Raw genomic sequence first — 25,953 nt, 5'->3', positions numbered from 1 at the left:
AGTCAACGTCGCAGTAACCGTAATCGTTTTGCCTTCCCCGGGACTCGCGAACGAGCTGGTCACGAAGCCTGCGCTAATTGCTGCCGCGTCTAATTTGATATCATGCGTCGTTGTACCATCAGAAACAACAATTGTCTGACCTTCAAGAACACCCTTAGGCAAACCTACTTTCACATCAATGTCACCTGACAACTCACTCTTATCAATAAAGCCATCTTTATTAATATCTTCAGTAATTGTTATCGTTGGCGTTGGAAGATCATTATCAATAATGGTTGTCGTTGCAGTATCTGAGTTAGAAGAAACACCCGATATTCCTTCCACTTTTACGCCGAACGTCTCATAGCCTTCAACAATAGAATCATCAATCGTCGGAACATTGAGTATCACTTTCGTCACACCAGCTGGGACATCAATAATACCGTCCGAGCTAATAGCTAAAGCATGCACAACATCGTTTTCATCTGTATAACTGGCTGTCATCACTCCAATATCAGCAGGACTAGCCGTATCAAATACCGTTGAGACCTTAATTTTCACATCGTCAGAAGAAGGTTGACTCAAAGAGACAGTGAAAATCGCATTATCCCCCTCAATCGCAAAACCATCATCGTCAATGGAGGCGTAAACGGTTGAATGATCTTGATAACGCCCATCCAAAGTGTCCGATTTTGCTTCAAAACTATTACCCGCTGCATCTGTTCCGGTAACAATGGCCTGCACATTATTACTACCCACCAAGTCTTTACCATCAACAGTAATACTGTAGATCAGCTCTCCAGTACTTGATTTTATAACGGTCCCAGTTCCGATCTCAGTAATAGCGTTTGCTTTAAGCGTTACTTGATCTCCCACTGCCGCATCGCCACCGACTGTGCCAGTAATGGTAATAGGCCCTCCGGCTTCAGCGGCTGTAAGCACATTGTCGCCCGCAATCGTATCAATCGTAATCGTTGCACTTGCACTCGTGTCTAAGGTGACATCAAGCGCATCGGAAGTCGCGCTATTGCCTGCCTTATCCGTCACTTTGACAGATAAGTCATTGCTGCCCTCGGACAACTGACCCGCGCTCGCCGTATAGGTCCAGACCCCACCAACCAAGCTGGCATTGCCTAATAAGGTGGTGCCATTAAAGACTTGCACCGATTTAGCATCACTGTCGATATTGCCCAACGTAAACGTCGGGGTGGTGTCATTAGTCAGGTTGTCGCTGTTACTGTCGCCACTGTCGCTGCCCGCGTTCAGGTCGATCGTTGGTTTGCTGATCGTGGTGTCCACAACCGCGCTGGCTTCGCCTTCTTTCGACACGTTGCCATCAACGTCCGTTTGCGTCGCTTTCACATCGATCGTTTTTCCTTCCGCTGGCGTCGCTTCGGTCCACGTGATCGTGCCTGTCGTCGCGTTGTAGCTGTACGTCACCTCGCCTTCTTTATAGGTGTACTCGTTATCATTGGCGCTGTCCTCTGTCATAGCTGACTGAGTCAACGTCACTTCGTGCTCAGTGCCGCCATTGTCGATGGTCAACGTCACCGAACCGCCCGCTTTCAGCGTCACCGCATCCACGTCCACTTTCAACTGAACGCCATCTTTCGCTTCTGTCGCGTTGATCTCCGCTCCGTCTAGGATCGTTACCTTCGGTGCAAACGTCGCGCTCTCTTGATCGCCGTCTCCGAACACCGTGTCCACAACCGCGCTGGCTTCGCCTTCTTTCGACACGTTGCCATCAACGTCCGTTTGCGTCGCTTTCACATCGATCGTTTTTCCTTCCGCTGGCGTCGCTTCGGTCCACGTGATCGTGCCTGTCGTCGCGTTGTAGCTGTACGTCACCTCGCCTTCTTTATAGGTGTACTCGTTATCATTGGCGCTGTCCTCTGTCATAGCTGACTGAGTCAACGTCACTTCGTGCTCAGTGCCGCCATTGTCGATGGTCAACGTCACCGAACCGCCCGCTTTCAGCGTCACCGCATCCACGTCCACTTTCAACTGAACGCCATCTTTCGCTTCTGTCGCGTTGATCTCCGCTCCGTCTAGGATCGTTACCTTCGGTGCAAACGTCGCGCTCTCTTGATCGCCGTCTCCGAACACCGTGTCCACAACCGCGCTGGCTTCGCCTTCTTTCGACACGTTGCCATCAACGTCCGTTTGCGTCGCTTTCACATCGATCGTTTTTCCTTCCGCTGGCGTCGCTTCGGTCCACGTGATCGTGCCTGTCGTCGCGTTGTAGCTGTACGTCACCTCGCCTTCTTTATAGGTGTACTCGTTATCATTGGCGCTGTCCTCTGTCATAGCTGACTGAGTCAACGTCACTTCGTGCTCAGTGCCGCCATTGTCGATGGTCAACGTCACCGAACCGCCCGCTTTCAGCGTCACCGCATCCACGTCCACTTTCAACTGAACGCCATCTTTCGCTTCTGTCGCGTTGATCTCCGCTCCGTCTAGGATCGTTACCTTCGGTGCAAACGTCGCGCTCTCTTGATCGCCGTCTCCGAACACCGTGTCCACAACCGCGCTGGCTTCGCCTTCTTTCGACACGTTGCCATCAACGTCCGTTTGCGTCGCTTTCACATCGATCGTTTTTCCTTCCGCTGGCGTCGCTTCGGTCCACGTGATCGTGCCTGTCGTCGCGTTGTAGCTGTACGTCACCTCGCCTTCTTTATAGGTGTACTCGTTATCATTGGCGCTGTCCTCTGTCATAGCTGACTGAGTCAACGTCACTTCGTGCTCAGTGCCGCCATTGTCGATGGTCAACGTCACCGAACCGCCCGCTTTCAGCGTCACCGCATCCACGTCCACTTTCAACTGAACGCCATCTTTCGCTTCTGTCGCGTTGATCTCCGCTCCGTCTAGGATCGTTACCTTCGGTGCAAACGTCGCGCTCTCTTGATCGCCGTCTCCGAACACCGTGTCCACAACCGCGCTGGCTTCGCCTTCTTTCGACACGTTGCCATCAACGTCCGTTTGCGTCGCTTTCACATCGATCGTTTTTCCTTCCGCTGGCGTCGCTTCGGTCCACGTGATCGTGCCTGTCGTCGCGTTGTAGCTGTACGTCACCTCGCCTTCTTTATAGGTGTACTCGTTATCATTGGCGCTGTCCTCTGTCATAGCTGACTGAGTCAACGTCACTTCGTGCTCAGTGCCGCCATTGTCGATGGTCAACGTCACCGAACCGCCCGCTTTCAGCGTCACCGCATCCACGTCCACTTTCAACTGAACGCCATCTTTCGCTTCTGTCGCGTTGATCTCCGCTCCGTCTAGGATCGTTACCTTCGGTGCAAACGTCGCGCTCTCTTGATCGCCGTCTCCGAACACCGTGTCCACAACCGCGCTGGCTTCGCCTTCTTTCGACACGTTGCCATCAACGTCCGTTTGCGTCGCTTTCACATCGATCGTTTTTCCTTCCGCTGGCGTCGCTTCGGTCCACGTGATCGTGCCTGTCGTCGCGTTGTAGCTGTACGTCACCTCGCCTTCTTTATAGGTGTACTCGTTATCATTGGCGCTGTCCTCTGTCATAGCTGACTGAGTCAACGTCACTTCGTGCTCAGTGCCGCCATTGTCGATGGTCAACGTCACCGAACCGCCCGCTTTCAGCGTCACCGCATCCACGTCCACTTTCAACTGAACGCCATCTTTCGCTTCTGTCGCGTTGATCTCCGCTCCGTCTAGGATCGTTACCTTCGGTGCAAACGTCGCGCTCTCTTGATCGCCGTCTCCGAACACCGTGTCCACAACCGCGCTGGCTTCGCCTTCTTTCGACACGTTGCCATCAACGTCCGTTTGCGTCGCTTTCACATCGATCGTTTTTCCTTCCGCTGGCGTCGCTTCGGTCCACGTGATCGTGCCTGTCGTCGCGTTGTAGCTGTACGTCACCTCGCCTTCTTTATAGGTGTACTCGTTATCATTGGCGCTGTCCTCTGTCATAGCTGACTGAGTCAACGTCACTTCGTGCTCAGTGCCGCCATTGTCGATGGTCAACGTCACCGAACCGCCCGCTTTCAGCGTCACCGCATCCACGTCCACTTTCAACTGAACGCCATCTTTCGCTTCTGTCGCGTTGATCTCCGCTCCGTCTAGGATCGTTACCTTCGGTGCAAACGTCGCGCTCTCTTGATCGCCGTCTCCGAACACCGTGTCCACAACCGCGCTGGCTTCGCCTTCTTTCGACACGTTGCCATCAACGTCCGTTTGCGTCGCTTTCACATCGATCGTTTTTCCTTCCGCTGGCGTCGCTTCGGTCCACGTGATCGTGCCTGTCGTCGCGTTGTAGCTGTACGTCACCTCGCCTTCTTTATAGGTGTACTCGTTATCATTGGCGCTGTCCTCTGTCATAGCTGACTGAGTCAACGTCACTTCGTGCTCAGTGCCGCCATTGTCGATGGTCAACGTCACCGAACCGCCCGCTTTCAGCGTCACCGCATCCACGTCCACTTTCAACTGAACGCCATCTTTCGCTTCTGTCGCGTTGATCTCCGCTCCGTCTAGGATCGTTACCTTCGGTGCAAACGTCGCGCTCTCTTGATCGCCGTCTCCGAACACCGTGTCCACAACCGCGCTGGCTTCGCCTTCTTTCGACACGTTGCCATCAACGTCCGTTTGCGTCGCTTTCACATCGATCGTTTTTCCTTCCGCTGGCGTCGCTTCGGTCCACGTGATCGTGCCTGTCGTCGCGTTGTAGCTGTACGTCACCTCGCCTTCTTTATAGGTGTACTCGTTATCATTGGCGCTGTCCTCTGTCATAGCTGACTGAGTCAACGTCACTTCGTGCTCAGTGCCGCCATTGTCGATGGTCAACGTCACCGAACCGCCCGCTTTCAGCGTCACCGCATCCACGTCCACTTTCAACTGAACGCCATCTTTCGCTTCTGTCGCGTTGATCTCCGCTCCGTCTAGGATCGTTACCTTCGGTGCAAACGTCGCGCTCTCTTGATCGCCGTCTCCGAACACCGTGTCCACAACCGCGCTGGCTTCGCCTTCTTTCGACACGTTGCCATCAACGTCCGTTTGCGTCGCTTTCACATCGATCGTTTTTCCTTCCGCTGGCGTCGCTTCGGTCCACGTGATCGTGCCTGTCGTCGCGTTGTAGCTGTACGTCACCTCGCCTTCTTTATAGGTGTACTCGTTATCATTGGCGCTGTCCTCTGTCATAGCTGACTGAGTCAACGTCACTTCGTGCTCAGTGCCGCCATTGTCGATGGTCAACGTCACCGAACCGCCCGCTTTCAGCGTCACCGCATCCACGTCCACTTTCAACTGAACGCCATCTTTCGCTTCTGTCGCGTTGATCTCCGCTCCGTCTAGGATCGTTACCTTCGGTGCAAACGTCGCGCTCTCTTGATCGCCGTCTCCGAACACCGTGTCCACAACCGCGCTGGCTTCGCCTTCTTTCGACACGTTGCCATCAACGTCCGTTTGCGTCGCTTTCACATCGATCGTTTTTCCTTCCGCTGGCGTCGCTTCGGTCCACGTGATCGTGCCTGTCGTCGCGTTGTAGCTGTACGTCACCTCGCCTTCTTTATAGGTGTACTCGTTATCATTGGCGCTGTCCTCTGTCATAGCTGACTGAGTCAACGTCACTTCGTGCTCAGTGCCGCCATTGTCGATGGTCAACGTCACCGAACCGCCCGCTTTCAGCGTCACCGCATCCACGTCCACTTTCAACTGAACGCCATCTTTCGCTTCTGTCGCGTTGATCTCCGCTCCGTCTAGGATCGTTACCTTCGGTGCAAACGTCGCGCTCTCTTGATCGCCGTCTCCGAACACCGTGTCCACAACCGCGCTGGCTTCGCCTTCTTTCGACACGTTGCCATCAACGTCCGTTTGCGTCGCTTTCACATCGATCGTTTTTCCTTCCGCTGGCGTCGCTTCGGTCCACGTGATCGTGCCTGTCGTCGCGTTGTAGCTGTACGTCACCTCGCCTTCTTTATAGGTGTACTCGTTATCATTGGCGCTGTCCTCTGTCATAGCTGACTGAGTCAACGTCACTTCGTGCTCAGTGCCGCCATTGTCGATGGTCAACGTCACCGAACCGCCCGCTTTCAGCGTCACCGCATCCACGTCCACTTTCAACTGAACGCCATCTTTCGCTTCTGTCGCGTTGATCTCCGCTCCGTCTAGGATCGTTACCTTCGGTGCAAACGTCGCGCTCTCTTGATCGCCGTCTCCGAACACCGTGTCCACAACCGCGCTGGCTTCGCCTTCTTTCGACACGTTGCCATCAACGTCCGTTTGCGTCGCTTTCACATCGATCGTTTTTCCTTCCGCTGGCGTCGCTTCGGTCCACGTGATCGTGCCTGTCGTCGCGTTGTAGCTGTACGTCACCTCGCCTTCTTTATAGGTGTACTCGTTATCATTGGCGCTGTCCTCTGTCATAGCTGACTGAGTCAACGTCACTTCGTGCTCAGTGCCGCCATTGTCGATGGTCAACGTCACCGAACCGCCCGCTTTCAGCGTCACCGCATCCACGTCCACTTTCAACTGAACGCCATCTTTCGCTTCTGTCGCGTTGATCTCCGCTCCGTCTAGGATCGTTACCTTCGGTGCAAACGTCGCGCTCTCTTGATCGCCGTCTCCGAACACCGTGTCCACAACCGCGCTGGCTTCGCCTTCTTTCGACACGTTGCCATCAACGTCCGTTTGCGTCGCTTTCACATCGATCGTTTTTCCTTCCGCTGGCGTCGCTTCGGTCCACGTGATCGTGCCTGTCGTCGCGTTGTAGCTGTACGTCACCTCGCCTTCTTTATAGGTGTACTCGTTATCATTGGCGCTGTCCTCTGTCATAGCTGACTGAGTCAACGTCACTTCGTGCTCAGTGCCGCCATTGTCGATGGTCAACGTCACCGAACCGCCCGCTTTCAGCGTCACCGCATCCACGTCCACTTTCAACTGAACGCCATCTTTCGCTTCTGTCGCGTTGATCTCCGCTCCGTCTAGGATCGTTACCTTCGGTGCAAACGTCGCGCTCTCTTGATCGCCGTCTCCGAACACCGTGTCCACAACCGCGCTGGCTTCGCCTTCTTTCGACACGTTGCCATCAACGTCCGTTTGCGTCGCTTTCACATCGATCGTTTTTCCTTCCGCTGGCGTCGCTTCGGTCCACGTGATCGTGCCTGTCGTCGCGTTGTAGCTGTACGTCACCTCGCCTTCTTTATAGGTGTACTCGTTATCATTGGCGCTGTCCTCTGTCATAGCTGACTGAGTCAACGTCACTTCGTGCTCAGTGCCGCCATTGTCGATGGTCAACGTCACCGAACCGCCCGCTTTCAGCGTCACCGCATCCACGTCCACTTTCAACTGAACGCCATCTTTCGCTTCTGTCGCGTTGATCTCCGCTCCGTCTAGGATCGTTACCTTCGGTGCAAACGTCGCGCTCTCTTGATCGCCGTCTCCGAACACCGTGTCCACAACCGCGCTGGCTTCGCCTTCTTTCGACACGTTGCCATCAACGTCCGTTTGCGTCGCTTTCACATCGATCGTTTTTCCTTCCGCTGGCGTCGCTTCGGTCCACGTGATCGTGCCTGTCGTCGCGTTGTAGCTGTACGTCACCTCGCCTTCTTTATAGGTGTACTCGTTATCATTGGCGCTGTCCTCTGTCATAGCTGACTGAGTCAACGTCACTTCGTGCTCAGTGCCGCCATTGTCGATGGTCAACGTCACCGAACCGCCCGCTTTCAGCGTCACCGCATCCACGTCCACTTTCAACTGAACGCCATCTTTCGCTTCTGTCGCGTTGATCTCCGCTCCGTCTAGGATCGTTACCTTCGGTGCAAACGTCGCGCTCTCTTGATCGCCGTCTCCGAACACCGTGTCCACAACCGCGCTGGCTTCGCCTTCTTTCGACACGTTGCCATCAACGTCCGTTTGCGTCGCTTTCACATCGATCGTTTTTCCTTCCGCTGGCGTCGCTTCGGTCCACGTGATCGTGCCTGTCGTCGCGTTGTAGCTGTACGTCACCTCGCCTTCTTTATAGGTGTACTCGTTATCATTGGCGCTGTCCTCTGTCATAGCTGACTGAGTCAACGTCACTTCGTGCTCAGTGCCGCCATTGTCGATGGTCAACGTCACCGAACCGCCCGCTTTCAGCGTCACCGCATCCACGTCCACTTTCAACTGAACGCCATCTTTCGCTTCTGTCGCGTTGATCTCCGCTCCGTCTAGGATCGTTACCTTCGGTGCAAACGTCGCGCTCTCTTGATCGCCGTCTCCGAACACCGTGTCCACAACCGCGCTGGCTTCGCCTTCTTTCGACACGTTGCCATCAACGTCCGTTTGCGTCGCTTTCACATCGATCGTTTTTCCTTCCGCTGGCGTCGCTTCGGTCCACGTGATCGTGCCTGTCGTCGCGTTGTAGCTGTACGTCACCTCGCCTTCTTTATAGGTGTACTCGTTATCATTGGCGCTGTCCTCTGTCATAGCTGACTGAGTCAACGTCACTTCGTGCTCAGTGCCGCCATTGTCGATGGTCAACGTCACCGAACCGCCCGCTTTCAGCGTCACCGCATCCACGTCCACTTTCAACTGAACGCCATCTTTCGCTTCTGTCGCGTTGATCTCCGCTCCGTCTAGGATCGTTACCTTCGGTGCAAACGTCGCGCTCTCTTGATCGCCGTCTCCGAACACCGTGTCCACAACCGCGCTGGCTTCGCCTTCTTTCGACACGTTGCCATCAACGTCCGTTTGCGTCGCTTTCACATCGATCGTTTTTCCTTCCGCTGGCGTCGCTTCGGTCCACGTGATCGTGCCTGTCGTCGCGTTGTAGCTGTACGTCACCTCGCCTTCTTTATAGGTGTACTCGTTATCATTGGCGCTGTCCTCTGTCATAGCTGACTGAGTCAACGTCACTTCGTGCTCAGTGCCGCCATTGTCGATGGTCAACGTCACCGAACCGCCCGCTTTCAGCGTCACCGCATCCACGTCCACTTTCAACTGAACGCCATCTTTCGCTTCTGTCGCGTTGATCTCCGCTCCGTCTAGGATCGTTACCTTCGGTGCAAACGTCGCGCTCTCTTGATCGCCGTCTCCGAACACCGTGTCCACAACCGCGCTGGCTTCGCCTTCTTTCGACACGTTGCCATCAACGTCCGTTTGCGTCGCTTTCACATCGATCGTTTTTCCTTCCGCTGGCGTCGCTTCGGTCCACGTGATCGTGCCTGTCGTCGCGTTGTAGCTGTACGTCACCTCGCCTTCTTTATAGGTGTACTCGTTATCATTGGCGCTGTCCTCTGTCATAGCTGACTGAGTCAACGTCACTTCGTGCTCAGTGCCGCCATTGTCGATGGTCAACGTCACCGAACCGCCCGCTTTCAGCGTCACCGCATCCACGTCCACTTTCAACTGAACGCCATCTTTCGCTTCTGTCGCGTTGATCTCCGCTCCGTCTAGGATCGTTACCTTCGGTGCAAACGTCGCGCTCTCTTGATCGCCGTCTCCGAACACCGTGTCCACAACCGCGCTGGCTTCGCCTTCTTTCGACACGTTGCCATCAACGTCCGTTTGCGTCGCTTTCACATCGATCGTTTTTCCTTCCGCTGGCGTCGCTTCGGTCCACGTGATCGTGCCTGTCGTCGCGTTGTAGCTGTACGTCACCTCGCCTTCTTTATAGGTGTACTCGTTATCATTGGCGCTGTCCTCTGTCATAGCTGACTGAGTCAACGTCACTTCGTGCTCAGTGCCGCCATTGTCGATGGTCAACGTCACCGAACCGCCCGCTTTCAGCGTCACCGCATCCACGTCCACTTTCAACTGAACGCCATCTTTCGCTTCTGTCGCGTTGATCTCCGCTCCGTCTAGGATCGTTACCTTCGGTGCAAACGTCGCGCTCTCTTGATCGCCGTCTCCGAACACCGTGTCCACAACCGCGCTGGCTTCGCCTTCTTTCGACACGTTGCCATCAACGTCCGTTTGCGTCGCTTTCACATCGATCGTTTTTCCTTCCGCTGGCGTCGCTTCGGTCCACGTGATCGTGCCTGTCGTCGCGTTGTAGCTGTACGTCACCTCGCCTTCTTTATAGGTGTACTCGTTATCATTGGCGCTGTCCTCTGTCATAGCTGACTGAGTCAACGTCACTTCGTGCTCAGTGCCGCCATTGTCGATGGTCAACGTCACCGAACCGCCCGCTTTCAGCGTCACCGCATCCACGTCCACTTTCAACTGAACGCCATCTTTCGCTTCTGTCGCGTTGATCTCCGCTCCGTCTAGGATCGTTACCTTCGGTGCAAACGTCGCGCTCTCTTGATCGCCGTCTCCGAACACCGTGTCCACAACCGCGCTGGCTTCGCCTTCTTTCGACACGTTGCCATCAACGTCCGTTTGCGTCGCTTTCACATCGATCGTTTTTCCTTCCGCTGGCGTCGCTTCGGTCCACGTGATCGTGCCTGTCGTCGCGTTGTAGCTGTACGTCACCTCGCCTTCTTTATAGGTGTACTCGTTATCATTGGCGCTGTCCTCTGTCATAGCTGACTGAGTCAACGTCACTTCGTGCTCAGTGCCGCCATTGTCGATGGTCAACGTCACCGAACCGCCCGCTTTCAGCGTCACCGCATCCACGTCCACTTTCAACTGAACGCCATCTTTCGCTTCTGTCGCGTTGATCTCCGCTCCGTCTAGGATCGTTACCTTCGGTGCAAACGTCGCGCTCTCTTGATCGCCGTCTCCGAACACCGTGTCCACAACCGCGCTGGCTTCGCCTTCTTTCGACACGTTGCCATCAACGTCCGTTTGCGTCGCTTTCACATCGATCGTTTTTCCTTCCGCTGGCGTCGCTTCGGTCCACGTGATCGTGCCTGTCGTCGCGTTGTAGCTGTACGTCACCTCGCCTTCTTTATAGGTGTACTCGTTATCATTGGCGCTGTCCTCTGTCATAGCTGACTGAGTCAACGTCACTTCGTGCTCAGTGCCGCCATTGTCGATGGTCAACGTCACCGAACCGCCCGCTTTCAGCGTCACCGCATCCACGTCCACTTTCAACTGAACGCCATCTTTCGCTTCTGTCGCGTTGATCTCCGCTCCGTCTAGGATCGTTACCTTCGGTGCAAACGTCGCGCTCTCTTGATCGCCGTCTCCGAACACCGTGTCCACAACCGCGCTGGCTTCGCCTTCTTTCGACACGTTGCCATCAACGTCCGTTTGCGTCGCTTTCACATCGATCGTTTTTCCTTCCGCTGGCGTCGCTTCGGTCCACGTGATCGTGCCTGTCGTCGCGTTGTAGCTGTACGTCACCTCGCCTTCTTTATAGGTGTACTCGTTATCATTGGCGCTGTCCTCTGTCATAGCTGACTGAGTCAACGTCACTTCGTGCTCAGTGCCGCCATTGTCGATGGTCAACGTCACCGAACCGCCCGCTTTCAGCGTCACCGCATCCACGTCCACTTTCAACTGAACGCCATCTTTCGCTTCTGTCGCGTTGATCTCCGCTCCGTCTAGGATCGTTACCTTCGGTGCAAACGTCGCGCTCTCTTGATCGCCGTCTCCGAACACCGTGTCCACAACCGCGCTGGCTTCGCCTTCTTTCGACACGTTGCCATCAACGTCCGTTTGCGTCGCTTTCACATCGATCGTTTTTCCTTCCGCTGGCGTCGCTTCGGTCCACGTGATCGTGCCTGTCGTCGCGTTGTAGCTGTACGTCACCTCGCCTTCTTTATAGGTGTACTCGTTATCATTGGCGCTGTCCTCTGTCATAGCTGACTGAGTCAACGTCACTTCGTGCTCAGTGCCGCCATTGTCGATGGTCAACGTCACCGAACCGCCCGCTTTCAGCGTCACCGCATCCACGTCCACTTTCAACTGAACGCCATCTTTCGCTTCTGTCGCGTTGATCTCCGCTCCGTCTAGGATCGTTACCTTCGGTGCAAACGTCGCGCTCTCTTGATCGCCGTCTCCGAACACCGTGTCCACAACCGCGCTGGCTTCGCCTTCTTTCGACACGTTGCCATCAACGTCCGTTTGCGTCGCTTTCACATCGATCGTTTTTCCTTCCGCTGGCGTCGCTTCGGTCCACGTGATCGTGCCTGTCGTCGCGTTGTAGCTGTACGTCACCTCGCCTTCTTTATAGGTGTACTCGTTATCATTGGCGCTGTCCTCTGTCATAGCTGACTGAGTCAACGTCACTTCGTGCTCAGTGCCGCCATTGTCGATGGTCAACGTCACCGAACCGCCCGCTTTCAGCGTCACCGCATCCACGTCCACTTTCAACTGAACGCCATCTTTCGCTTCTGTCGCGTTGATCTCCGCTCCGTCTAGGATCGTTACCTTCGGTGCAAACGTCGCGCTCTCTTGATCGCCGTCTCCGAACACCGTGTCCACAACCGCGCTGGCTTCGCCTTCTTTCGACACGTTGCCATCAACGTCCGTTTGCGTCGCTTTCACATCGATCGTTTTTCCTTCCGCTGGCGTCGCTTCGGTCCACGTGATCGTGCCTGTCGTCGCGTTGTAGCTGTACGTCACCTCGCCTTCTTTATAGGTGTACTCGTTATCATTGGCGCTGTCCTCTGTCATAGCTGACTGAGTCAACGTCACTTCGTGCTCAGTGCCGCCATTGTCGATGGTCAACGTCACCGAACCGCCCGCTTTCAGCGTCACCGCATCCACGTCCACTTTCAACTGAACGCCATCTTTCGCTTCTGTCGCGTTGATCTCCGCTCCGTCTAGGATCGTTACCTTCGGTGCAAACGTCGCGCTCTCTTGATCGCCGTCTCCGAACACCGTGTCCACAACCGCGCTGGCTTCGCCTTCTTTCGACACGTTGCCATCAACGTCCGTTTGCGTCGCTTTCACATCGATCGTTTTTCCTTCCGCTGGCGTCGCTTCGGTCCACGTGATCGTGCCTGTCGTCGCGTTGTAGCTGTACGTCACCTCGCCTTCTTTATAGGTGTACTCGTTATCATTGGCGCTGTCCTCTGTCATAGCTGACTGAGTCAACGTCACTTCGTGCTCAGTGCCGCCATTGTCGATGGTCAACGTCACCGAACCGCCCGCTTTCAGCGTCACCGCATCCACGTCCACTTTCAACTGAACGCCATCTTTCGCTTCTGTCGCGTTGATCTCCGCTCCGTCTAGGATCGTTACCTTCGGTGCAAACGTCGCGCTCTCTTGATCGCCGTCTCCGAACACCGTGTCCACAACCGCGCTGGCTTCGCCTTCTTTCGACACGTTGCCATCAACGTCCGTTTGCGTCGCTTTCACATCGATCGTTTTTCCTTCCGCTGGCGTCGCTTCGGTCCACGTGATCGTGCCTGTCGTCGCGTTGTAGCTGTACGTCACCTCGCCTTCTTTATAGGTGTACTCGTTATCATTGGCGCTGTCCTCTGTCATAGCTGACTGAGTCAACGTCACTTCGTGCTCAGTGCCGCCATTGTCGATGGTCAACGTCACCGAACCGCCCGCTTTCAGCGTCACCGCATCCACGTCCACTTTCAACTGAACGCCATCTTTCGCTTCTGTCGCGTTGATCTCCGCTCCGTCTAGGATCGTTACCTTCGGTGCAAACGTCGCGCTCTCTTGATCGCCGTCTCCGAACACCGTGTCCACAACCGCGCTGGCTTCGCCTTCTTTCGACACGTTGCCATCAACGTCCGTTTGCGTCGCTTTCACATCGATCGTTTTTCCTTCCGCTGGCGTCGCTTCGGTCCACGTGATCGTGCCTGTCGTCGCGTTGTAGCTGTACGTCACCTCGCCTTCTTTATAGGTGTACTCGTTATCATTGGCGCTGTCCTCTGTCATAGCTGACTGAGTCAACGTCACTTCGTGCTCAGTGCCGCCATTGTCGATGGTCAACGTCACCGAACCGCCCGCTTTCAGCGTCACCGCATCCACGTCCACTTTCAACTGAACGCCATCTTTCGCTTCTGTCGCGTTGATCTCCGCTCCGTCTAGGATCGTTACCTTCGGTGCAAACGTCGCGCTCTCTTGATCGCCGTCTCCGAACACCGTGTCCACAACCGCGCTGGCTTCGCCTTCTTTCGACACGTTGCCATCAACGTCCGTTTGCGTCGCTTTCACATCGATCGTTTTTCCTTCCGCTGGCGTCGCTTCGGTCCACGTGATCGTGCCTGTCGTCGCGTTGTAGCTGTACGTCACCTCGCCTTCTTTATAGGTGTACTCGTTATCATTGGCGCTGTCCTCTGTCATAGCTGACTGAGTCAACGTCACTTCGTGCTCAGTGCCGCCATTGTCGATGGTCAACGTCACCGAACCGCCCGCTTTCAGCGTCACCGCATCCACGTCCACTTTCAACTGAACGCCATCTTTCGCTTCTGTCGCGTTGATCTCCGCTCCGTCTAGGATCGTTACCTTCGGTGCAAACGTCGCGCTCTCTTGATCGCCGTCTCCGAACACCGTGTCCACAACCGCGCTGGCTTCGCCTTCTTTCGACACGTTGCCATCAACGTCCGTTTGCGTCGCTTTCACATCGATCGTTTTTCCTTCCGCTGGCGTCGCTTCGGTCCACGTGATCGTGCCTGTCGTCGCGTTGTAGCTGTACGTCACCTCGCCTTCTTTATAGGTGTACTCGTTATCATTGGCGCTGTCCTCTGTCATAGCTGACTGAGTCAACGTCACTTCGTGCTCAGTGCCGCCATTGTCGATGGTCAACGTCACCGAACCGCCCGCTTTCAGCGTCACCGCATCCACGTCCACTTTCAACTGAACGCCATCTTTCGCTTCTGTCGCGTTGATCTCCGCTCCGTCTAGGATCGTTACCTTCGGTGCAAACGTCGCGCTCTCTTGATCGCCGTCTCCGAACACCGTGTCCACAACCGCGCTGGCTTCGCCTTCTTTCGACACGTTGCCATCAACGTCCGTTTGCGTCGCTTTCACATCGATCGTTTTTCCTTCCGCTGGCGTCGCTTCGGTCCACGTGATCGTGCCTGTCGTCGCGTTGTAGCTGTACGTCACCTCGCCTTCTTTATAGGTGTACTCGTTATCATTGGCGCTGTCCTCTGTCATAGCTGACTGAGTCAACGTCACTTCGTGCTCAGTGCCGCCATTGTCGATGGTCAACGTCACCGAACCGCCCGCTTTCAGCGTCACCGCATCCACGTCCACTTTCAACTGAACGCCATCTTTCGCTTCTGTCGCGTTGATCTCCGCTCCGTCTAGGATCGTTACCTTCGGTGCAAACGTCGCGCTCTCTTGATCGCCGTCTCCGAACACCGTGTCCACAACCGCGCTGGCTTCGCCTTCTTTCGACACGTTGCCATCAACGTCCGTTTGCGTCGCTTTCACATCGATCGTTTTTCCTTCCGCTGGCGTCGCTTCGGTCCACGTGATCGTGCCTGTCGTCGCGTTGTAGCTGTACGTCACCTCGCCTTCTTTATAGGTGTACTCGTTATCATTGGCGCTGTCCTCTGTCATAGCTGACTGAGTCAACGTCACTTCGTGCTCAGTGCCGCCATTGTCGATGGTCAACGTCACCGAACCGCCCGCTTTCAGCGTCACCGCATCCACGTCCACTTTCAACTGAACGCCATCTTTCGCTTCTGTCGCGTTGATCTCCGCTCCGTCTAGGATCGTTACCTTCGGTGCAAACGTCGCGCTCTCTTGATCGCCGTCTCCGAACACCGTGTCCACAACCGCGCTGGCTTCGCCTTCTTTCGACACGTTGCCATCAACGTCCGTTTGCGTCGCTTTCACATCGATCGTTTTTCCTTCCGCTGGCGTCGCTTCGGTCCACGTGATCGTGCCTGTCGTCGCGTTGTAGCTGTACGTCACCTCGCCTTCTTTATAGGTGTACTCGTTATCATTGGCGCTGTCCTCTGTCATAGCTGACTGAGTCAACGTCACTTCGTGCTCAGTGCCGCCATTGTCGATGGTCAACGTCACCGAACCGCCCGCTTTCAGCGTCACCGCATCCACGTCCACTTTCAACTGAACGCCATCTTTCGCTTCTGTCGCGTTGATCTCCGCTCCGTCTAGGATCGTTACCTTCGGTGCAAACGTCGCGCTCTCTTGATCGCCGTCTCCGAACACCGTGTCCACAACCGCGCTGGCTTCGCCTTCTTTCGACACGTTGCCATCAACGTCCGTTTGCGTCGCTTTCACATCGATCGTTTTTCCTTCCGCTGGCGTCGCTTCGGTCCACGTGATCGTGCCTGTCGTCGCGTTGTAGCTGTACGTCACCTCGCCTTCTTTATAGGTGTACTCGTTATCATTGGCGCTGTCCTCTGTCATAGCTGACTGAGTCAACGTCACTTCGTGCTCAGTGCCGCCATTGTCGATGGTCAACGTCACCGAACCGCCCGCTTTCAGCGTCACCGCATCCACGTCCACTTTCAACTGAACGCCATCTTTCGCTTCTGTCGCGTTGATCTCCGCTCCGTCTAGGATCGTTACCTTCGGTGCAAACGTCGCGCTCTCTTGATCGCCGTCTCCGAACACCGTGTCCACAACCGCGCTGGCTTCGCCTTCTTTCGACACGTTGCCATCAACGTCCGTTTGCGTCGCTTTCACATCGATCGTTTTTCCTTCCGCTGGCGTCGCTTCGGTCCACGTGATCGTGCCTGTCGTCGCGTTGTAGCTGTACGTCACCTCGCCTTCTTTATAGGTGTACTCGTTATCATTGGCGCTGTCCTCTGTCATAGCTGACTGAGTCAACGTCACTTCGTGCTCAGTGCCGCCATTGTCGATGGTCAACGTCACCGAACCGCCCGCTTTCAGCGTCACCGCATCCACGTCCACTTTCAACTGAACGCCATCTTTCGCTTCTGTCGCGTTGATCTCCGCTCCGTCTAGGATCGTTACCTTCGGTGCAAACGTCGCGCTCTCTTGATCGCCGTCTCCGAACACCGTGTCCACAACCGCGCTGGCTTCGCCTTCTTTCGACACGTTGCCATCAACGTCCGTTTGCGTCGCTTTCACATCGATCGTTTTTCCTTCCGCTGGCGTCGCTTCGGTCCACGTGATCGTGCCTGTCGTCGCGTTGTAGCTGTACGTCACCTCGCCTTCTTTATAGGTGTACTCGTTATCATTGGCGCTGTCCTCTGTCATAGCTGACTGAGTCAACGTCACTTCGTGCTCAGTGCCGCCATTGTCGATGGTCAACGTCACCGAACCGCCCGCTTTCAGCGTCACCGCATCCACGTCCACTTTCAACTGAACGCCATCTTTCGCTTCTGTCGCGTTGATCTCCGCTCCGTCTAGGATCGTTACCTTCGGTGCAAACGTCGCGCTCTCTTGATCGCCGTCTCCGAACACCGTGTCCACAACCGCGCTGGCTTCGCCTTCTTTCGACACGTTGCCATCAACGTCCGTTTGCGTCGCTTTCACATCGATCGTTTTTCCTTCCGCTGGCGTCGCTTCGGTCCACGTGATCGTGCCTGTCGTCGCGTTGTAGCTGTACGTCACCTCGCCTTCTTTATAGGTGTACTCGTTATCATTGGCGCTGTCCTCTGTCATAGCTGACTGAGTCAACGTCACTTCGTGCTCAGTGCCGCCATTGTCGATGGTCAACGTCACCGAACCGCCCGCTTTCAGCGTCACCGCATCCACGTCCACTTTCAACTGAACGCCATCTTTCGCTTCTGTCGCGTTGATCTCCGCTCCGTCTAGGATCGTTACCTTCGGTGCAAACGTCGCGCTCTCTTGATCGCCGTCTCCGAACACCGTGTCCACAACCGCGCTGGCTTCGCCTTCTTTCGACACGTTGCCATCAACGTCCGTTTGCGTCGCTTTCACATCGATCGTTTTTCCTTCCGCTGGCGTCGCTTCGGTCCACGTGATCGTGCCTGTCGTCGCGTTGTAGCTGTACGTCACCTCGCCTTCTTTATAGGTGTACTCGTTATCATTGGCGCTGTCCTCTGTCATAGCTGACTGAGTCAACGTCACTTCGTGCTCAGTGCCGCCATTGTCGATGGTCAACGTCACCGAACCGCCCGCTTTCAGCGTCACCGCATCCACGTCCACTTTCAACTGAACGCCATCTTTCGCTTCTGTCGCGTTGATCTCCGCTCCGTCTAGGATCGTTACCTTCGGTGCAAACGTCGCGCTCTCTTGATCGCCGTCTCCGAACACCGTGTCCACAACCGCGCTGGCTTCGCCTTCTTTCGACACGTTGCCATCAACGTCCGTTTGCGTCGCTTTCACATCGATCGTTTTTCCTTCCGCTGGCGTCGCTTCGGTCCACGTGATCGTGCCTGTCGTCGCGTTGTAGCTGTACGTCACCTCGCCTTCTTTATAGGTGTACTCGTTATCATTGGCGCTGTCCTCTGTCATAGCTGACTGAGTCAACGTCACTTCGTGCTCAGTGCCGCCATTGTCGATGGTCAACGTCACCGAACCGCCCGCTTTCAGCGTCACCGCATCCACGTCCACTTTCAACTGAACGCCATCTTTCGCTTCTGTCGCGTTGATCTCCGCTCCGTCTAGGATCGTTACCTTCGGTGCAAACGTCGCGCTCTCTTGATCGCCGTCTCCGAACACCGTGTCCACAACCGCGCTGGCTTCGCCTTCTTTCGACACGTTGCCATCAACGTCCGTTTGCGTCGCTTTCACATCGATCGTTTTTCCTTCCGCTGGCGTCGCTTCGGTCCACGTGATCGTGCCTGTCGTCGCGTTGTAGCTGTACGTCACCTCGCCTTCTTTATAGGTGTACTCGTTATCATTGGCGCTGTCCTCTGTCATAGCTGACTGAGTCAACGTCACTTCGTGCTCAGTGCCGCCATTGTCGATGGTCAACGTCACCGAACCGCCCGCTTTCAGCGTCACCGCATCCACGTCCACTTTCAACTGAACGCCATCTTTCGCTTCTGTCGCGTTGATCTCCGCTCCGTCTAGGATCGTTACCTTCGGTGCAAACGTCGCGCTCTCTTGATCGCCGTCTCCGAACACCGTGTCCACAACCGCGCTGGCTTCGCCTTCTTTCGACACGTTGCCATCAACGTCCGTTTGCGTCGCTTTCACATCGATCGTTTTTCCTTCCGCTGGCGTCGCTTCGGTCCACGTGATCGTGCCTGTCGTCGCGTTGTAGCTGTACGTCACCTCGCCTTCTTTATAGGTGTACTCGTTATCATTGGCGCTGTCCTCTGTCATAGCTGACTGAGTCAACGTCACTTCGTGCTCAGTGCCGCCATTGTCGATGGTCAACGTCACCGAACCGCCCGCTTTCAGCGTCACCGCATCCACGTCCACTTTCAACTGAACGCCATCTTTCGCTTCTGTCGCGTTGATCTCCGCTCCGTCTAGGATCGTTACCTTCGGTGCAAACGTCGCGCTCTCTTGATCGCCGTCTCCGAACACCGTGTCCACAACCGCGCTGGCTTCGCCTTCTTTCGACACGTTGCCATCAACGTCCGTTTGCGTCGCTTTCACATCGATCGTTTTTCCTTCCGCTGGCGTCGCTTCGGTCCACGTGATCGTGCCTGTCGTCGCGTTGTAGCTGTACGTCACCTCGCCTTCTTTATAGGTGTACTCGTTATCATTGGCGCTGTCCTCTGTCATAGCTGACTGAGTCAACGTCACTTCGTGCTCAGTGCCGCCATTGTCGATGGTCAACGTCACCGAACCGCCCGCTTTCAGCGTCACCGCATCCACGTCCACTTTCAACTGAACGCCATCTTTCGCTTCTGTCGCGTTGATCTCCGCTCCGTCTAGGATCGTTACCTTCGGTGCAAACGTCGCGCTCTCTTGATCGCCGTCTCCGAACACCGTGTCCACAACCGCGCTGGCTTCGCCTTCTTTCGACACGTTGCCATCAACGTCCGTTTGCGTCGCTTTCACATCGATCGTTTTTCCTTCCGCTGGCGTCGCTTCGGTCCACGTGATCGTGCCTGTCGTCGCGTTGTAGCTGTACGTCACCTCGCCTTCTTTATAGGTGTACTCGTTATCATTGGCGCTGTCCTCTGTCATAGCTGACTGAGTCAACGTCACTTCGTGCTCAGTGCCGCCATTGTCGATGGTCAACGTCACCGAACCGCCCGCTTTCAGCGTCACCGCATCCACGTCCACTTTCAACTGAACGCCATCTTTCGCTTCTGTCGCGTTGATCTCCGCTCCGTCTAGGATCGTTACCTTCGGTGCAAACGTCGCGCTCTCTTGATCGCCGTCTCCGAACACCGTGTCCACAACCGCGCTGGCTTCGCCTTCTTTCGACACGTTGCCATCAACGTCCGTTTGCGTCGCTTTCACATCGATCGTTTTTCCTTCCGCTGGCGTCGCTTCGGTCCACGTGATCGTGCCTGTCGTCGCGTTGTAGCTGTACGTCACCTCGCCTTCTTTATAGGTGTACTCGTTATCATTGGCGCTGTCCTCTGTCATAGCTGACTGAGTCAACGTCACTTCGTGCTCAGTGCCGCCATTGTCGATGGTCAACGTCACCGAACCGCCCGCTTTCAGCGTCACCGCATCCACGTCCACTTTCAACTGAACGCCATCTTTCGCTTCTGTCGCGTTGATCTCCGCTCCGTCTAGGATCGTTACCTTCGGTGCAAACGTCGCGCTCTCTTGATCGCCGTCTCCGAACACCGTGTCCACAACCGCGCTGGCTTCGCCTTCTTTCGACACGTTGCCATCAACGTCCGTTTGCGTCGCTTTCACATCGATCGTTTTTCCTTCCGCTGGCGTCGCTTCGGTCCACGTGATCGTGCCTGTCGTCGCGTTGTAGCTGTACGTCACCTCGCCTTCTTTATAGGTGTACTCGTTATCATTGGCGCTGTCCTCTGTCATAGCTGACTGAGTCAACGTCACTTCGTGCTCAGTGCCGCCATTGTCGATGGTCAACGTCACCGAACCGCCCGCTTTCAGCGTCACCGCATCCACGTCCACTTTCAACTGAACGCCATCTTTCGCTTCTGTCGCGTTGATCTCCGCTCCGTCTAGGATCGTTACCTTCGGTGCAAACGTCGCGCTCTCTTGATCGCCGTCTCCGAACACCGTGTCCACAACCGCGCTGGCTTCGCCTTCTTTCGACACGTTGCCATCAACGTCCGTTTGCGTCGCTTTCACATCGATCGTTTTTCCTTCCGCTGGCGTCGCTTCGGTCCACGTGATCGTGCCTGTCGTCGCGTTGTAGCTGTACGTCACCTCGCCTTCTTTATAGGTGTACTCGTTATCATTGGCGCTGTCCTCTGTCATAGCTGACTGAGTCAACGTCACTTCGTGCTCAGTGCCGCCATTGTCGATGGTCAACGTCACCGAACCGCCCGCTTTCAGCGTCACCGCATCCACGTCCACTTTCAACTGAACGCCATCTTTCGCTTCTGTCGCGTTGATCTCCGCTCCGTCTAGGATCGTTACCTTCGGTGCAAACGTCGCGCTCTCTTGATCGCCGTCTCCGAACACCGTGTCCACAACCGCGCTGGCTTCGCCTTCTTTCGACACGTTGCCATCAACGTCCGTTTGCGTCGCTTTCACATCGATCGTTTTTCCTTCCGCTGGCGTCGCTTCGGTCCACGTGATCGTGCCTGTCGTCGCGTTGTAGCTGTACGTCACCTCGCCTTCTTTATAGGTGTACTCGTTATCATTGGCGCTGTCCTCTGTCATAGCTGACTGAGTCAACGTCACTTCGTGCTCAGTGCCGCCATTGTCGATGGTCAACGTCACCGAACCGCCCGCTTTCAGCGTCACCGCATCCACGTCCACTTTCAACTGAACGCCATCTTTCGCTTCTGTCGCGTTGATCTCCGCTCCGTCTAGGATCGTTACCTTCGGTGCAAACGTCGCGCTCTCTTGATCGCCGTCTCCGAACACCGTGTCCACAACCGCGCTGGCTTCGCCTTCTTTCGACACGTTGCCATCAACGTCCGTTTGCGTCGCTTTCACATCGATCGTTTTTCCTTCCGCTGGCGTCGCTTCGGTCCACGTGATCGTGCCTGTCGTCGCGTTGTAGCTGTACGTCACCTCGCCTTCTTTATAGGTGTACTCGTTATCATTGGCGCTGTCCTCTGTCATAGCTGACTGAGTCAACGTCACTTCGTGCTCAGTGCCGCCATTGTCGATGGTCAACGTCACCGAACCGCCCGCTTTCAGCGTCACCGCATCCACGTCCACTTTCAACTGAACGCCATCTTTCGCTTCTGTCGCGTTGATCTCCGCTCCGTCTAGGATCGTTACCTTCGGTGCAAACGTCGCGCTCTCTTGATCGCCGTCTCCGAACACCGTGTCCACAACCGCGCTGGCTTCGCCTTCTTTCGACACGTTGCCATCAACGTCCGTTTGCGTCGCTTTCACATCGATCGTTTTTCCTTCCGCTGGCGTCGCTTCGGTCCACGTGATCGTGCCTGTCGTCGCGTTGTAGCTGTACGTCACCTCGCCTTCTTTATAGGTGTACTCGTTATCATTGGCGCTGTCCTCTGTCATAGCTGACTGAGTCAACGTCACTTCGTGCTCAGTGCCGCCATTGTCGATGGTCAACGTCACCGAACCGCCCGCTTTCAGCGTCACCGCATCCACGTCCACTTTCAACTGAACGCCATCTTTCGCTTCTGTCGCGTTGATCTCCGCTCCGTCTAGGATCGTTACCTTCGGTGCAAACGTCGCGCTCTCTTGATCGCCGTCTCCGAACACCGTGTCCACAACCGCGCTGGCTTCGCCTTCTTTCGACACGTTGCCATCAACGTCCGTTTGCGTCGCTTTCACATCGATCGTTTTTCCTTCCGCTGGCGTCGCTTCGGTCCACGTGATCGTGCCTGTCGTCGCGTTGTAGCTGTACGTCACCTCGCCTTCTTTATAGGTGTACTCGTTATCATTGGCGCTGTCCTCTGTCATAGCTGACTGAGTCAACGTCACTTCGTGCTCAGTGCCGCCATTGTCGATGGTCAACGTCACCGAACCGCCCGCTTTCAGCGTCACCGCATCCACGTCCACTTTCAACTGAACGCCATCTTTCGCTTCTGTCGCGTTGATCTCCGCTCCGTCTAGGATCGTTACCTTCGGTGCAAACGTCGCGCTCTCTTGATCGCCGTCTCCGAACACCGTGTCCACAACCGCGCTGGCTTCGCCTTCTTTCGACACGTTGCCATCAACGTCCGTTTGCGTCGCTTTCACATCGATCGTTTTTCCTTCCGCTGGCGTCGCTTCGGTCCACGTGATCGTGCCTGTCGTCGCGTTGTAGCTGTACGTCACCTCGCCTTCTTTATAGGTGTACTCGTTATCATTGGCGCTGTCCTCTGTCATAGCTGACTGAGTCAACGTCACTTCGTGCTCAGTGCCGCCATTGTCGATGGTCAACGTCACCGAACCGCCCGCTTTCAGCGTCACCGCATCCACGTCCACTTTCAACTGAACGCCATCTTTCGCTTCTGTCGCGTTGATCTCCGCTCCGTCTAGGATCGTTACCTTCGGTGCAAACGTCGCGCTCTCTTGATCGCCGTCTCCGAACACCGTGTCCACAACCGCGCTGGCTTCGCCTTCTTTCGACACGTTGCCATCAACGTCCGTTTGCGTCGCTTTCACATCGATCGTTTTTCCTTCCGCTGGCGTCGCTTCGGTCCACGTGATCGTGCCTGTCGTCGCGTTGTAGCTGTACGTCACCTCGCCTTCTTTATAGGTGTACTCGTTATCATTGGCGCTGTCCTCTGTCATAGCTGACTGAGTCAACGTCACTTCGTGCTCAGTGCCGCCATTGTCGATGGTCAACGTCACCGAACCGCCCGCTTTCAGCGTCACCGCATCCACGTCCACTTTCAACTGAACGCCATCTTTCGCTTCTGTCGCGTTGATCTCCGCTCCGTCTAGGATCGTTACCGTTGGGGCTAAAACATCATTATCAATAATGGTTGCAACACCAGATTGACCTCCTACGTTTAACGTAAAGGTCTCTTTCGTTTCATGGGTCGTGTCATCAATAGTTTGCACTGTTGCGGTAAACGCCGTCACGCCCGCCGGAACAGAGATACTCTTACCATCAGCACTCAAGCTGACACCATTGCTGAATGTTACGCTGTTGCTGTAGTCAGTTCCTTTTGTGGCACTATCACCACTGCTACCTAAGCTAAATGAGTATGTTTGAGGAGTACTGCTAGCATTGCTCAAACTTACGGTGAATGTTGCTGTTTCGCCTTCTTCAACAGCACTACCACTAGCATTAACAGCAGAGCTGACGCCAGTAACCTTAGGTTCGCCGTCATTATCTATAATAGTGGTGGTGGCATTGTCATCAGCCGTAACACCTGTCACACCGTCAACGTGTACGCTGAATTTTTCATTTCCTTCTGAAGTTGAGTCATCAATGGTCGGAACGCTTAAGGCAACACTTGTCACACCTGCGGGAATGGTTAGCGTACCATCAGGGTTGATTACCAACGACTGAGTTTTGCCATTAGAATCAACATAGCTAGCTGTCATTGTGCCAATATCATTGGCGCTGGCAGTAATAAAGTTCGTCGTCAACTTAACGGTGACATCGGTTGGAGAAGCTTGATTTAAAGAAAGGCTAAAAATAGCGTTCTCACCCTCAGGCGTGAAGCCATTATCATCAAGACTGGCAATAACAAGGCTTTTGTCTTGATAGACGCCATCGCTTGGGGATGACGTCGCGTTAAAAACATTCCCAGCAGCATCCGTACCAGAAACACTGGCTTCTACACGGCTATTACCCACTAAGTCTTTGCCCGCAACATTGATGCTATAAGTCAAACTGCCATCAGCCGCCTCGAATACGAGACCTGAATATTGTGAACTATTACCGTTAATAGACAAGGTAACGGTATCACCTACCGCCGCATCGCCAGAAACAGTACCACTAATTACAACGGTACCTGCCGCTTCCACAGCATCCAACACATCATCGCCAGCAATAGGATTAACCGTTATCCCCGCACTCGCTACAGTATCCAACGTCACGGTGAGTGGATCAGATGTGGCCGTATTTCCTCCAGCATCGGTTACTTTTACAGTAAGAGAGTTGGCCCCTTCTGTTAACTGGCCGTTGCTCGCGGTAAATGTCCAGTTTCCATTAGCATCTTGAGTGGCATTACCAAGTTTGGTTGTCCCTTTAAACACTTCAACGGTTGTAGCATCACTATCAACATTCGTTAAGTTAAAGGTGGAGGTGGTATCGTTCGTTAAATCATCTGTAGATGAGTCGCCCGTATCACTGGATGGCGCCAGTTCAATAACAGGTTTAGAAACGTCGTTATCAATGATGGTTCCAGTTCCACTAACGCCACCAATGGTCAACGTGAAGGTCTCATTCGGCTCATTAGTCTTATCATCAACCGTGGGAACATTAGCGGTAAAATTCGTTACGCCTGCGGGCACGGTAATCGTGCCATTATTATTGTTCACTACACCATTGGTAAATGTAATGCCAGAAGCAGATAAATCACTCGAACTCGTTGTTATATTAGATAAAGTTAGCGTATATGTCTGCGCTGTAGCTGTGGTGCCAGAAAGGGTCACCCCAAAGGAAACATTTTGCCCTTCTGTCGCACTTGCATCTGAAACCCGCGTCACATTAACCACTGGGGAAGTATCATCTCCTGTGGTTGTACCAGTCACGCTAATAACTGAGGTGGCACGCTCTCTTGACGGTGTAGAGGTTGTGTCATTACCGCCTGTGCTCGAAATAAAGCTGTTATTTGTATCGTAGCCGTAGGTTGGCGTGGCTGTATCATTAACACGTTCTACTGAGACAATATCAGCACTTTGTTCACTAACAATAACTTCGTTACCCGCCGCTGGAGCGTCTTGAATTAAGGTCGGGTCCTTCCCTGCTAAAATGGCTTGTTGGAGTGAGTTTGCGTCTGTTGATGAGTCTTGAGCTAACGTAGAGGCATCACCCGGCGTGTAAACCTCATCGTTCATTTCAACAACGGACTGCCCGCCTATAACTACTTGAGTACCATCAACAAAACTAATGGTGGCGCTGTCACCTGCTCCGGTTACAACCGTCTCACCGTAATAAATAGGATCACCGACGTGCACTACACGCTCTTTTCCATCTAATGATCGAACAATGACGGTTCCACTTACTTGAGAGAAAAAGCCAATTGGGCTACCCAGTGTTGCAAAAGAAGTCTGATTGTCGCTCAT

The 25,953-nt window shown here is 54.8% G+C and carries 1 protein-coding gene (cut by a window edge); it reads right to left on the bottom strand.

Annotated features, from left to right (window positions below; genetic code table 11):
- A protein-coding gene (locus AC0VYI_RS09880; protein WP_475449030.1) for an Ig-like domain-containing protein crosses the window boundary here: on the bottom strand, window positions 1-25,953 show its 5' portion. It extends 6,639 nt beyond the left edge of the window; the window shows 25,953 of its 32,592 coding nt (coding positions 1-25,953); the start codon lies at window positions 25,951-25,953; its stop codon lies beyond the left edge, outside the window.

The sequence above is a fragment of the Marinomonas sp. 63XJN7_9_ISO-PGPR-S23-217 genome (assembly GCF_056173515.1).
The sequence above is the reverse complement of the archived record's forward strand: the minus strand, read 5'-3'. Positions and strand labels throughout refer to the sequence as shown.